This is a genomic window from Nocardioides asiaticus (genome assembly GCF_040049175.1).
GTDB classification, from domain to species: Bacteria; Actinomycetota; Actinomycetes; order Propionibacteriales; family Nocardioidaceae; genus Nocardioides; species Nocardioides cheoyonin.
In genome coordinates this window covers 958646-970357 of sequence record NZ_JBDZDM010000001.1, presented here as the reverse complement: position 1 = coordinate 970357, position 11712 = coordinate 958646, and the positions used below count along the sequence as shown (strand labels likewise).

15 protein-coding genes are annotated in these 11712 nt (G+C 73.5%); 12 read left to right on the top strand and 3 right to left on the bottom strand.

All coding sequences use genetic code 11. The features are described from left to right. Positions 1 to 4: 4 nt before the first annotated feature. A complete protein-coding gene (locus tag ABLE53_RS04745) occupies positions 5 to 2029 on the bottom strand; it encodes an NPCBM/NEW2 domain-containing protein (protein WP_348857532.1) in 2025 nt (674 codons plus the stop codon). A gap of 292 nt (positions 2030 to 2321) precedes the next feature. Between ABLE53_RS04745 and greA the strand changes: the two genes are divergently transcribed. Next, the gene (greA, locus tag ABLE53_RS04740) at positions 2322 to 2834 is read left to right on the top strand and encodes a transcription elongation factor GreA (RefSeq protein ID WP_348857531.1); all 513 of its coding nucleotides are present in this window, start codon (positions 2322 to 2324) and stop codon (positions 2832 to 2834) included. A 101-nt stretch (positions 2835 to 2935) separates the two neighbouring features. Here the strand turns inward: greA and ABLE53_RS04735 are convergent, their stop codons facing one another. After that, on the bottom strand, positions 2936 to 3349 hold the full coding sequence (locus ABLE53_RS04735; RefSeq protein WP_348857529.1) for a DUF4307 domain-containing protein: 414 nt from the start codon (positions 3347 to 3349) through the stop codon (positions 2936 to 2938). Positions 3350 to 3379: 30 nt separating this feature from the next. On the opposite strand from ABLE53_RS04735, the gene mca reads away from it, so the two are divergent. Continuing rightward, positions 3380 to 4291 carry a mycothiol conjugate amidase Mca gene (gene mca / locus ABLE53_RS04730; protein WP_348857528.1) on the top strand — a complete coding sequence of 304 codons (912 nt, stop codon included), beginning with the start codon at positions 3380 to 3382 and terminating at the stop codon, positions 4289 to 4291. 12 nt (positions 4292 to 4303) lie between these two features. Further along, the gene (locus ABLE53_RS04725) at positions 4304 to 4603 is read left to right on the top strand and encodes a hypothetical protein (RefSeq protein ID WP_348857527.1); all 300 of its coding nucleotides are present in this window, start codon (positions 4304 to 4306) and stop codon (positions 4601 to 4603) included. Positions 4604 to 4606: 3 nt separating this feature from the next. On the opposite strand, the gene ABLE53_RS04720 is transcribed toward ABLE53_RS04725, so the two are convergent. Further along, positions 4607 to 5230 (bottom strand): class I SAM-dependent methyltransferase, encoded by a 624-nt coding sequence (locus ABLE53_RS04720; protein ID WP_348857526.1) that lies wholly within the window; start codon positions 5228 to 5230, stop codon positions 4607 to 4609. Positions 5231 to 5319: 89 nt separating this feature from the next. Between ABLE53_RS04720 and ABLE53_RS04715 the strand changes: the two genes are divergently transcribed. The 9 genes from ABLE53_RS04715 to ABLE53_RS04675 all read left to right on the top strand — a co-directional run bounded on the left by ABLE53_RS04715 (position 5320) and on the right by ABLE53_RS04675 (position 11667). Continuing rightward, the gene (locus tag ABLE53_RS04715) at positions 5320 to 6102 is read left to right on the top strand and encodes an HNH endonuclease family protein (protein WP_348857524.1); all 783 of its coding nucleotides are present in this window, start codon (positions 5320 to 5322) and stop codon (positions 6100 to 6102) included. Positions 6103 to 6211: 109 nt separating this feature from the next. Then, complete coding sequence (locus ABLE53_RS04710) at positions 6212 to 7309, top strand: permease (protein WP_348857522.1); 1098 nt, start codon at positions 6212 to 6214, stop codon at positions 7307 to 7309. A gap of 133 nt (positions 7310 to 7442) precedes the next feature. After that, positions 7443 to 7901: a hypothetical protein gene (locus ABLE53_RS04705; protein ID WP_348857521.1), complete on the top strand. Its 459-nt coding sequence runs from the start codon at positions 7443 to 7445 to the stop codon at positions 7899 to 7901. Between the two features lie 3 nt (positions 7902 to 7904). Next, complete coding sequence (locus ABLE53_RS04700; protein WP_348857520.1) at positions 7905 to 8153, top strand: MrpF/PhaF family protein; 249 nt, start codon at positions 7905 to 7907, stop codon at positions 8151 to 8153. Then, a complete protein-coding gene (locus ABLE53_RS04695) occupies positions 8150 to 8458 on the top strand; it encodes a monovalent cation/H(+) antiporter subunit G (RefSeq protein ID WP_348857519.1) in 309 nt (102 codons plus the stop codon). Before ABLE53_RS04700 ends, ABLE53_RS04695 begins: the two co-directional genes overlap by 4 nt. Then, the gene (locus tag ABLE53_RS04690) at positions 8455 to 8733 is read left to right on the top strand and encodes a Na(+)/H(+) antiporter subunit B (protein WP_348857518.1); all 279 of its coding nucleotides are present in this window, start codon (positions 8455 to 8457) and stop codon (positions 8731 to 8733) included. Before ABLE53_RS04695 ends, ABLE53_RS04690 begins: the two co-directional genes overlap by 4 nt. After that, positions 8730 to 9479, top strand: a complete 750-nt coding sequence (gene mbhE / locus ABLE53_RS04685; RefSeq protein WP_348857517.1) for a hydrogen gas-evolving membrane-bound hydrogenase subunit E — start codon at positions 8730 to 8732, stop codon at positions 9477 to 9479. The genes ABLE53_RS04690 and mbhE overlap by 4 nt, the downstream gene beginning before the upstream one ends. Next, the gene (locus ABLE53_RS04680; protein ID WP_348857515.1) at positions 9476 to 9850 is read left to right on the top strand and encodes a sodium:proton antiporter; all 375 of its coding nucleotides are present in this window, start codon (positions 9476 to 9478) and stop codon (positions 9848 to 9850) included. The genes mbhE and ABLE53_RS04680 overlap by 4 nt, the downstream gene beginning before the upstream one ends. Next, positions 9847 to 11667, top strand: coding sequence for a complex I subunit 5 family protein (locus ABLE53_RS04675; RefSeq protein ID WP_348857514.1), 1821 nt, complete (start codon positions 9847 to 9849; stop codon positions 11665 to 11667). The genes ABLE53_RS04680 and ABLE53_RS04675 overlap by 4 nt, the downstream gene beginning before the upstream one ends. Positions 11668 to 11712 lie beyond the last annotated feature (45 nt).

Genomic DNA, 11712 nt, shown 5'->3' with positions numbered 1-11712 from the left:
GCCGTCAGTCGCAGGTCAGCAGCGGTCCTGCCCAGTCGCCGTGGTCGCTGTTGTTGTCGCCTCCCGAGTCCTCGACGAGGGTGAGCCAGCGGGCTCCGGTCAGGTCGGCGGCGAGATGGGCGGCGGGGTCGTCGACCGTGACGACGCCGGAGTCGGCCGCCACGTCGTCGTCGGCGAGGATCCGGAAGGTGACCGAGCCGTTGGTGGTCTTCTCGTCGTCGATCCCGACGTCTGTCGTGAGCCGGGTGCAGCCTCCGCCGAGGAACCACCGGATCTCGCTGTCGGCGTGCGCCCCGATCCCCTTGTCGTAGACCACCCCGCCGATCGTGATCGGCCCGCCGTCGTGGGCGCCCTGCTCGCCGTTGCTGCGGTCGATCTCGGGCGGCCCCCAGCCGTTGGTCTCGCTGACCCACGCGACGTCCGACAGCGGTGTCGTCCCCGACGGCGGCAGCGTGGGAACGGTGACGGTCAGCGTCGTCCGGAGCGTCTCCCGCTGGTCCGGCTCGTCGCCCCAGCGGTACGCCGCCGTCACGGCGAGGTCGTAGTCGCCCGGCGCCGTGTCAGCCGGAGGCGTGACCGACCAGGTGGCGTCGAACGTGTCACCGGAGGAGACCTTGCCGGCCGTCCGCGGTCCCGGCGGTGCGACGGTCCAGCCATCGGGGGCGGTCACGCCGAGCGTGGCGTCGTGCAGCGAGTGCCGGCCCGCGTCCTCGAGCCTCGCCCGGACGGTCGTGGGGGACCCGGGCTCGGCGACGCCGTCGGCCGGGTCCGTGTCGGCGCTCAGCGCCGTCATCGGGGCGTACCGCCCGTGCCCCTTCAGCGACGAGACGCGGTACATCGCCGTCCCGTGCGCCGGCACGTGCGCGACGATCGTGCCCGCCGACTCCCGCTCGTCGCCGGACCACAGGTCGCGGGCGAGGAACGAGCGGCCCGACAGGCCGACGTCCTGTGCGGTGGTGCGGATCGTCTGCGCGCGGTCGCTCTCGTTGTAGAGCGCGACGGCCTCGTCGCCGTCGGCGAGCGGCTTGGCGAACACCATCGCACCGTCGGCGTCGCTCACGACGTCGGCCTGGACGCCGAGCGGGTCCTGGTCGACCGCGATCACGTCGCGGTTGCCGAGGATCCGCATCGTGGCGTCGTCGGCCTCGCGCAGGTCGGTGCCGATGATCAGCGGGGCGGCCATCATCGCCCAGAGCCCGAAGTGGGTGCGGTACTCAGTGTCCGTCATCCCGCCGTTGCCGACCTCGAGCATGTCCGGGTCGTTCCAGCCGCCCGGCCCGGCGTACGACGCCAACGGCGCGTTCTGGCGGATGATGCTCTTCAGGCTCGACCAGTTGTCCTGGATGTCGCCCGTCGTACGCCACAGGTGGCCGACGTCGGCGCCCCAGGTCCAGGGCTGGAGGTTGCCCCACTCGCACAGCGAGTAGACGATGTCGCGTCCGGTGGCCTCGAGTGCGTCGCGCATCGCCGAGTAGCGGGCGATGTAGCCCTGCTGTGTGTCGGGGTACTGCCCGTGGCTGCCGCAGTTGTCGTACTTCAGGTAGTCCACGCCCCAGTCGGCGAACGTCTGCGCGTCGACCGTCTCGTGGCCGAGGCTGCCCGGGTAGCCCGCGCAGGTGGTGCTGCCGGCGCTCTCGTAGATGCCGAGCCTCAGCCCGCGTGCGTGGACGTAGTCGGCGACCGCCGCGATCCCGTCCGGGAACTTCCCGGGGTCGGGCACGAGCCGCCCGGTCTCCGGGTCGCGCTCGTGGGTCATCCAGCAGTCGTCGATGTTGACGTACTCGTAGCCGGCGTCCTTCAGGCCGCTGCTGACGAACAGGTCGGCGGTCTGCTCGATGAGCTGCGCGTCGACGTTGCAGCCGAACGCGTTCCAGTCGTTGAAGCCCATCGGCGGCGTACGCGCCAGGCCGTCGTCGAGGGCGGCGGCCGGGGCCGCCGTGGCGAGGTCGACCGTGACGCCGCCGGCCAGCATCGCGGCGGCGAGCGACCCGGCGCCGAGGATCGAGGTGAGAACCCGCAGGACGCGCATCGCGACCTCCCGAGAAGGTAAAGAATGTGACGCCCGTCACATTAGAGAGCGGGCGACGGCGAGGGCAAGGCGTCCGCGCTTCTCGACGGTTCTCGTTCACCGACTCCGCGAGTTGTGGTTACCTTGTTAGACTGATCGTTCTGACGTCTCCACGAGGCCGTCGGCCCGAAGACGGGCAAGCCCGCGTGAGCGTCCATGGCGTCGGCCCACACGCTGAATCCATCCGGATTCCGGCCCGGGTACCCACCCCGCCGGCGTCCCGCACCATCCAGACACCAGGAGTTATCTCGCTATGACGCAGTCGACCGAGTCCAGCGCAGCCACCATCTGGCTCAGCAGGGGTGCCCTCGACAAGCTCACGGCCGAGCTCGAGTACCTCAAGGGGCCGCGCCGGCAGGAGATCGTCGGCGCCATCAGCGCTGCCCGCGACGAGGGTGACCTCAAGGAGAACGGCGGCTACCACGCCGCCCGCGAGGAGCAGGGCAAGCTCGAGGGCGAGATCGCCAAGCTGGAGCAGGTGCTGACCAAGGCCGACAGCACCGTCCCGGCGGACGACGGCGTCGTCGCCCCGGGCAAGGTCGTGACCTACAAGTTCGACGGCGATGACGACGACGAGGCCGAGACCTTCCTGCTCGCCTCCATCGAGATGAAGCCGTACGCCGGCGACCTCGACGTCTTCTCCCCGCAGGCGCCGGTCGGCGCCGCGCTGACCGGCGCGAAGGTCGGCGACACCGTCGAGTTCGAGGGCCCGACCGGCCGCACCATCAAGGTCCAGGTCCTCAAGGCGGTCCCGTTCGAGGACTGACCCACCGACCTGCACGACGCGACGACGTCGTACGAACTCCGGGCCCCGGCCGATCGGTCGGGGCCCGGAGTCGTCTCCGGTCCCTCTCCGGTCGGCTCCTGTCAGCGCGCGTCGTCCTGGCCCGGCGCGGTGCAGCCGTCCCAGTTCACTCGCGCGGCCTCGCGCTCGGTCTTGAACCTCACCGTCTGCCGGCCTGGCTCGGCCTCGAACTCCAGCCGTCCCACGACCAGGCTGTTGGCGTCGGTGGCCTCGACCGAGCAGGTCGGCGTGACCCCGTCGTCGTGGACCTTCACGACGACCGTCACGGACACCTCGTTCTGGCTCGTCGCCCGCCAGGTCTCCAGGCCCGAGGTCACCTTCGGGTGCAGGTTGACCCACAGCGCCCAGCCGAACCACGCGACGATCACGACGATCGCAAGGCCCAGGCCGACGAGCAGGAGCCGGGTGCTGCGCCGCGGCCCCCGGCCGTAGCGGTCGGCCAGCCGACGGGCGGCGACGGGGTCCTGCGAACTCACCCGCGAATCCTCGCACCTAGGATTGCGCCCATGCCGAACCACCCCCGCAAGGGCATGCGACTCATGCACGTCCACGCCCATCCCGACGACGAGTCCAGCAAGGGGGCGGCCACGACGGCGAAGTACGTCGCGGAGGGGGTCGACGTCCACGTCGTGACCTGCACGGGCGGCGAGCGGGGCTCGATCCTCAACCCGAAGATGGACCGCCCCGGGATCCTCGACAACATCCACGAGATCCGCCGCGAGGAGATGGCCCGCGCCCGTGACATCCTCGGCGTCACCCAGGACTGGCTCGGCTTCGTCGACTCCGGCTGGCCGGAGGGCGACCCGAAGCCGCCGCTGCCCGAGGGCTCGTTCGGGCTGGTGCCGCTGGACGAGGCGATCAAGCCGCTCGTCGCGCTGATCCGGAGCTTCCGGCCGCACGTGATGACGACGTACGACGAGCGCGGCGGCTATCCGCACCCCGACCACATCATGTGCCACCGGGTCAGCGTCGCCGCCTTCGAGGCGGCCGCCGACCCGGAGCGGCTCCCCGAGCTCGGCGAGCCGTGGCAGGTGCTCAAGCTCTACTACCACCACGCCTTCAACCGGCCGAAGACGCAGGCGCTCCACGACGCGATGCTGGAGCACGGCCTCGAGTCGCCGTACGCCGAGCGGCTGGAGAAGTGGAAGCCCGAGCCGGACTGGGACGCGCGGATCACCACCCGGGTGCCGTGCGCCGACTACTTCGGCGTACGCGACCAGGCGCTACTCGCCCACGCCACCCAGATCGACCCCGACGGAGCGTGGTTCGCGATCCCGCGGGAGATCCAGGAGCGGGTCTGGCCGACGGAGGACTACGAGCTGGTGACGAGCTTCGTGGACACCACCCTGCCGGAGGACGACCTGTTCGCGGGGATCGACGAGAGCGAGGCCGCCGGGGTCACCGTCGCCGGCGGGTGAGAGACTGGCGCCATGCAGTTCCCCGCGTTCCTCTGGCCGCTGGTCCTCCGGCTCGACGGCGTCAACCAGCAGCCCCCCAAGGACGACGACGTCGTCGCCGGGTGGATGGCCTTCGCGGTGTTCATCCTGCTCTGCGCCGCTGTCGCCTTCCTCGGCTGGAGCCTCACCCGGCAGTTCAAGAAGGTGCGGCGCGCCCAGGAGGAGGGGGTCTTCGGGGACGACGACAGGCCCGAGGCGCAGGAGCCGGGCACGGACTCCGACGGCGGGTCCGACGGCGGCTCGTCCGAGTCCGAGGAGCAGACCCAGCCGTAGCCGCTAGCGCTGCCGGACGACCCGGACGAGGCAGTCCCACGCGGTCCGGGTTCCCTCGTGGCCGTGCCCGTGGCCCGGGTTGTCGGCCACCGTGCGCTCGACCCGACCGGCGCGCACCACGCCGTACGTCGCGCCGAGGTGGTCCAGGTCGTCGAGCACGTCCTCGGCGGTCATGAGGACGGCCGGGTCCTGCGGCCCACCGGTGCCCTCGGCGAGGTTCGTGGAGTCGTGCGCGACCCAGAGCAGCGTGCCGCCGATCTCGAGGCTGTTCCAGGCACCGCTCACCGCGGCGCGCCGGGCCTCGGGGTCGAGCTGGAGATAGGCGACCAGGACCAGCCCGACCGGGAGCGGCGAGACCCAGCGGGTCGCGTCGGCGCAGACCCAGGTGATCGGCAGCCCGTCGGCCATGGCGGCGCCCTTGTCGAGGCCGACCTGCGCGAAGTCCACGGCGGTGACCCGCCACCCTCGCTTCGCCAGCCAGATGGCGTTGCGTCCCTCGCCGGTGGCCAGGTCGACGGCGGTGCCCGGCGACATGTGGGCGAGCTCGCGCTCGACGAACACGTTGGGCGTCAGCGACCAGACCGGGTCGCTGCCGGCGTACCTCTCGTTCCAGGCCTCGGCGTCCACGACGCACAGTGTGCACCGGCGGGACCTCGCTCCGGCGCCGGGTGCCCGGATGGCCGCGCTGTCGGTGGCGTCCGGCACGATGACGGGCTGTGTCGAGAACTGTGTCGCGGGGAGTACGCCGCCGGGCGGCCGCCACCGTCATCGGGCTCGTCCTCGGACTGCTGCTCGTCATCGCGGGGTGCGAGCAGGCCGGGCCGGGCTCGGAGTGGAGCCCACGGCCGGGCAGGTCGAGTGAGCCCGCGAGCCCGTCGAGCCCGGCCGCGGCGCGCCCGCCGGCGCTGAGGGCGCTCCAGCGGCTCCCGGCGAAGGGCCGGGCACCGATGACCGGCTACGACCGGGACCTGTTCGGCCAGGCGTGGTCGGACGACAACGACCAGCGGTGGGGCCACAACGGCTGCGACACCCGCAACGACGTGCTGCGGCGCGACCTGACCGACACGGTCATCGACCCCGACACCCACGGCTGCGTCGTGCTGAGCGGCGTCCTGCACGACCCCTACACCGGCCGGACGATCCGGTTCACCCGCGGCGTCACCACCAGCATCGAGGTGCAGGTCGACCACGCGGTCGCCCTGGCCGACGCCTGGGAGACCGGCGCGCAGCGCTGGTCCGCGGCGCGGCGCCAGGAGTTCGCCAACGACCCGCTCGAGCTCCTCGCCGTCGACGGCCCGACCAACGAGTCGAAGGGCGCCGGCGACGCCGCCACCTGGCTCCCGCCGAACAAGAGCTTCCGGTGCGCCTACGTCGCCCGCCAGATCGCCGTGAAGCGGAAATGGGGGCTCTGGGTCAAACCGGCAGAGCGGGACGCGATGACCCGGATCCTGCAGCGCTGCCCCGGCCAGCGCCTGCCCACTGCGGGCCAGCGTCCCTGACCCGCATGCCATTCGGCCCGATCGGATAACGCCGGCCTGTCAGCCGGCTGGGGAGGAACGACGCGATGGGTCTTCGCACCGTCATCGAGAACCGGCAGGGTGGTGCCCCGTGACAGAGACGCTCCTCCGAGCCGACGACGGCGGCTCGCGCGACCGACGGATCCGGCTGGGCCTGGCCGGGGTGGCGGTCCTCGCCGTCCTCCTGGTCGTCGGTCTGTCGTGGGCCAAGTGGCTGCCCTACGCCGAGAAGGTGCGCGACCTGGCGGCGAGCCGCTCCTGGTCCGGCTCGGCGCTCTTCCTCTCCGCGGGGCAGCCGGGCGACCTACCGTCGCTGGCGGGGGCCTGGGACTTCACCACCGACTACTTCACGGCCGTGTGGAAGGCGGCGGTGGTCGCGCTCGTCGTGGCCGCGGCGCTGGACAGCCTCGTGCCCCGACAGTGGACGACGCGGATGCTGACCCGGCGCACCATCCTCGGCCAGAGCTCCGTCGGCGCCCTGCTGTCCCTGCCGTGCATGATGTGCACCTGTTGCACCGCGCCGGTCGCGGTCGGCCTGCGTCGTCGCGGCGCACCGCTCGGAGCGACCCTCGCCTACTGGCTCGGCAATCCACTGCTGAACCCGGCCGTGATCGTCTTCCTGGCCCTCGTCCTCCCCTGGCAGTACGCCGCCGTGCGCGTGCTCCTCGGCGCGCTGCTGGTCGTAGGCGCGTCGGCGTACGTCGCCGGCCGTCTCGACGGCAGGTCGGTGGCGCCCGCCGACCCGGACGCCGTGACGGTTGAGGGCGACGCCCCGGTCACCTGGCGGGCGCTGCCGGTCCGGTTCCTGCGCTCGCTGGCCCGGTTCGCGCTGGTGCTCGTGCCTGAGTACGTCGTCGTGGTGCTGCTGACCGGGTGGCTCAGCGGCTGGCTCTCGGACTTCTCCGGCGCAGCGGCCCGGCTCGGCGTGGTGGCGGTGCTGACCGCGGCGGTCGTCGGCGCGCTCCTGGTGATCCCCACCGGCGGCGAGATCCCGGTCGTCGTCGCCGCGGTGGCCGCCGGCGCCGGCAGCGGAGTCGCCGGCGCCCTGCTCGTCACGCTGCCGGCGCTCAGCCTGCCGTCGATCGTGATGGTCGGCCGTGCCCTGTCGTGGAAGGCGACGGCGGCGATGGCCGGGACCGTGGTCGCCGGCGGCGTTCTCGCGGGCGGGCTGCTCGCCGTCCTGGTCTGACGCGGCGGCCGCTTGCCCCGGCGGCTGGCCGGGTACATCCCGAAGCACACAGGGCACACGCCGGGGACGACGAACACGGCAAGCACAGGAGCACACTGAGAACACCAGAGAGCACCCGGACGGAGGCGAGGCGATGGGAACCCGGTTACTGGAGGGGCTGGTGTGGTGGGCGGCGCTGCTCGCGGCGTACATCTTCCTCGTCTCGCCGCTCACCTGGGACGAGTGGGTTCTCGGTGCCGTGCTGTCAGCCGTGGTGAGCGCCGCGGCGATCGTCGCGACGGAGGGGTTCCGGCCGCCGGCGCCGCCGCGGCTGCGCTGGTGGCACCTGGTCCGGCTGCCGGTCGACCTCGTGAGGGACACCGGAGTGCTCGCGCGCGGCCTCGTCGCCCGCCGGCGCCACGTCGGCCGCAGCGGCACCGTCACGCTGCCCGAGGGCGACTCGCGCGGGGTGCGGGCCTACGCCGACCTGCTGCTGTCGTCGACGCCGGGCAGCTACGTCTTCGACGTGCGGCCGGGGGAGGGCCGCCCGGGCAGCGTGCGGGTGCACCGGATCGGCGGGCGCGCCGGTGTCGAGCGCGTCGTGGAGGACTGAGCGATGGTCGCCGCCGTCGCCCTCGTGCTCGTCGCCGTCGTCGTGCCGCTGTGCCTCGTCGAGGTCTTCCACGGCGACCCGCTGAGCCGCCTCGTAGCCCTCGAGGCGCTCGCCGTCGCCGCCACCCTGGAGCTGCTGCTCATGTCGCGCACCGCCGGCCGGAGCCCGTACGTCGACGTCGCGCTCGTCCTCGCCGTGCTGACCTTCGCCGGGTCGCTGGTGTTCGCGCGGTTCTGGGGGCGGGAGCTGTGAGCGCGCTGACCGTCGCCTCCGACGTGCTGCTCGTGGCCGGGGCGGCCGTCCTGCTGCTGGCCGCGGTCGGCCTGGTCGTACGCCGGGACACCCGCGACCGGATCCACTACGCAGCCCTGGCGGCGGTGGTCGGGGCGCCGATGATGGTCGTCGCCCTCGCGCTGACCGCCGGCGGAGTGCGCTCGGCCGTGAAGCTGCTGATCATCGGCGCGCTGCTCGCCGGCACCGGCCCGGCGCTCTCCACCGCCACGGGTCACGCGGTCGAGCGCGCCCGCGGCGACCGCGGGGAGGGGGCGGGCGGGTGAACGCCTGGATCCTCGGTGTGCTCCTCGTCCTGACGGCGGTCACCGCAACCGCCGTGGTACTGACCCGCGACCCGGGGCGGCAGGCGGCGGTGCTCTCGGCGTACGGCCTCGTGCTCGGGATGACGATGCTCGCGCTGGCCGCCCCCGACGTCGCGCTCTCGCAGATCGGGGTCGGCACCGCCGCCGTACCCCTCATCGTGGTCCTGGCCATCGCCCGCTGCGAGCGGGCGACGAACCGGAGCCGGGAACGCGGCGACAGGAGCGAGCCGCGATGAGGCGACAGCTGCCGCTCGTGCTCGGCGTGCTCGGCGGCGCCGCGCTCGCCGTGACGGGGTTCCGCGCCCTCGCCGCGCTGCCGGGCGCCGGGCACGTCCCGCACCCGTACGGCGAGCGCGCGGTCGCCGACGCCTTCCACCACGACACCGCGAACGCGGTCGTCGCGGTGACGCTGGACCAGCGCGGCTTCGACACCCTCGGCGAGGAGCTCATCCTGCTCGCCGCGGCGATCGGCACGGTGCTGCTGCTGCGCCGACTCACCGCGGAGGCGGAGGAGGACGCGCCGCACGAGTACGGCCCGGGGGAGATCTTCGAGGGGGTCCGGCTGGTGGGCTACGTGCTCCTGCCGGTGACCCTGCTCGTCGGGGGGTACGTCGTCCTGCACGGCCACCTCTCGCCGGGTGGCGGCTTCCAGGGCGGCACGGTGCTCGCCTCCGCGCTCTACCTCGCCTACCTCGCCGCCGACCATCGCACCCTCGAGCGGCTGCGGACCGCCGGGCTGCTGGACACCGCGGAGGGCCTCGGGGCCTTCGGCTACGTCGCGATCGGCCTGGCCGGCCTGGTCGCCGGGTCGGGCTTCCTCGCCGACTGGCTCCCGACCGGCACGGTCCGCGACCTGCGCTCGTCGGGGACGCTCCCGCTGCTCAACGTCAGCATCGCCGTCGAGGTCGGGGCGGCGTTCGTGCTCGTCGTCGCGAAGTTCCTCGAGCAGGCGATCCTGGTGCCGCGGGAGGAGGCGTCGTGACGCTCGACTGGCTGCCGTACGCCGTCGCCGGCTGGGTCTTCCTGGCCGGCTGCTACGGCCTGGTCACGAGCCGCCACCTCGTGCACACCGTCGTCTGCCTGAGCATCGTGCAGTCCTCGACGTACCTGCTGCTGCTCGCGATCGGCTGGACCCGCGGCGGCACGGCGCCGGTGTACGCCGACATCGGCCGGCACCGCAAGGTCGCCGACCCGGTCGTCCAGGCGATGACGCTGACCGACATCGTCGTCGGCGCCGCGGTCACCGCGCTGCTGCTGGCGCTCACGGTCCAGGTCGCCAAGCGGCGCGGCAGCGTCGACCCGCGCGAGCTGCGCTCGCTGGAGGAGGAGAGCCGGGAGGAGCGGGCCGGGTGAGCGGGCCCGCCGAGCAGCTGCCCGTCCTCCTGGTCGTCGTACCGCTCGCCGGCGGTGCGCTCCTGGCGGCGTTCGGCCACTGGCTGCCGCGGGTCGTGGCCGATGCCGCCGCGGCGGTCGTCGCCGCGGCCTGTGCGGGCGGCGCCGGCTGGCTCGCGGTCGCCGTGGGCGGTGGTCGGGCGGTGCAGTGGCTGGGCGGCTGGACGCCGACGACCGGTGGCGCCGGCCCGGCCGGGATCGCGCTGGTGGCCGACCGTACGGCGGCCGCGCTCGTGCTCGCGGCGGCCGTGCTCGTGCTCGCGGGACTGGTGTTCTCGTGGCGCTTCCTGGAGGAGGTCTCGGCGACGTACCACGCGCTGATGCTCGTCTTCCTCGCGGCCATGTCCGGCTTCGCCGTCGCCGGCGACCTCTTCGACGCGTTCGTGTGGTTCGAGCTGATGGGTGCGGCGGCGTACGCCCTCGCGGGGATGCGCGTCGAGGAGCCGCGCAGCGTCCACGCGGCACTGGAGTTCGGCGTCGTCAACACCCTCGGCGGCTCCCTCGCCCTGGTGGGCATCGCGCTCCTCTACGCCCGCACCGGCGAGCTCAACCTCGCGCTCGTCGGCGAGCGCCTCCGGGAGCAGCCGGCCGACGCGCTTGTCGGGCTGGCGTTCGCGCTGCTGCTGGTCGGGGCGCTGGTGAAGGCGGCCGCCGTGCCCTTCCACTTCTGGACCGCCGACGCCGAGGCCACCGCCCCGACGCCGGTCTGCGCCGTGCTGTCCGGGGCGATGGTCGGGATGGGGGTGTACGCCGTGGCCCGCTGGTGGCGGGTCGTCTTCGACGGCGTCCTGCCGCACGACCTCGTCGAGCACCTGCTGCTCACCCTCGGCGCCGTCACCGCGCTGCTCGGGGCGGTGATGTGCGTGTGGCAGCGGCACGTGAAGCGGCTGCTGGCGTACTCCACCATCAGCCACGTCGGAGTCGCCCTCCTCGGGGTCGGCCTCCTCGACGAGCACGGCACCGCCGCGGCGATCGCCTACCTCCTCGGGCACGCGTGCACGAAGGGCCCGCTCTTCCTCGGCTCCGGGGTGCTGCTCAACCAGGACGGCACGGTCGACGAGCACGCCCTCTTCGGCCGCGGCCGCGGTCGCTGGTTCACCTTCTCCGTCTTCCTGGTCGGCGGGCTCGGCCTCGCCGGCCTGCCCGGGCTCGGCCTGTGGTGGGGGAAGGAGGCGGTGGAGCACTCGCTCTCGACGGCCGGCCTGCCCTGGCTGGTCGCCGTCGTCGTGGCGGCCGGCGCGCTGACCTCCGGAGCGGTCCTCCGGGTGACCGCCCGTGTCTTCCTCGGCCTCGGCGTCGACCCGCGCCAGCGGCGCGAGCCCAGACCCGAGGAGGAGCCCGAGGAGCGGGCGCCGGTCGGCTACCGGATCGCGGCGCTCATGGTCACCCCGGCCTGGGTCCTGCTCGGCCTCGGCGTCGTCCTCGCGACCGCCCCGGTCCTGCACCGCGCCGGCGGGACCGCGGCCGCGGTCTTCGCCGACGGGAAGGGGTACGCCGAGGCGGTCCTCCACCCCGAAAGCCCGCCGGCAGCCGTGGTCGCCCACGAGCCACCGGTCTGGACGATGACCTCGCTCGCGCTCGCCGCGCTGACGGTGGTCCTCGGACTGGCGGTCGCCGCCGTCGCGCTGTGGGGCCCGCTGCTGCGGGCCGGGCGCTGGCCGGGCCGCGTCCGCGCCGTCGTACGCGGCCTGCACGAGCTGCACCGTGCCGACCTCACCGAGCAGGTCGGCTGGCTTCTCCTCGGCGCCGGCGCGCTCGCGGTCGTCCTCGCCCGCTGAATCGGACGCACGCCGAGTCGCCCCGATCGGGGCGCGCGTGTGCCG

Excerpts from the sequence above, each read along its gene's own strand:
- ABLE53_RS04745 (WP_348857532.1), bottom strand. The coding sequence starts at position 2,029 with ATGCGCGTCCTGCGGGTTCTCACCTCGATCCTCGGCGCCGGGTCGCTC.
- greA (WP_348857531.1), top strand. The coding sequence starts at position 2,322 with ATGACGCAGTCGACCGAGTCCAGCGCAGCCACCATCTGGCTCAGCAGG.
- mca (WP_348857528.1), top strand. The coding sequence starts at position 3,380 with ATGCCGAACCACCCCCGCAAGGGCATGCGACTCATGCACGTCCACGCC.
- ABLE53_RS04725 (WP_348857527.1), top strand. The coding sequence starts at position 4,304 with ATGCAGTTCCCCGCGTTCCTCTGGCCGCTGGTCCTCCGGCTCGACGGC.
- ABLE53_RS04705 (WP_348857521.1), top strand. The coding sequence starts at position 7,443 with ATGGGAACCCGGTTACTGGAGGGGCTGGTGTGGTGGGCGGCGCTGCTC.
- ABLE53_RS04700 (WP_348857520.1), top strand. The coding sequence starts at position 7,905 with ATGGTCGCCGCCGTCGCCCTCGTGCTCGTCGCCGTCGTCGTGCCGCTG.
- mbhE (WP_348857517.1), top strand. The coding sequence starts at position 8,730 with ATGAGGCGACAGCTGCCGCTCGTGCTCGGCGTGCTCGGCGGCGCCGCG.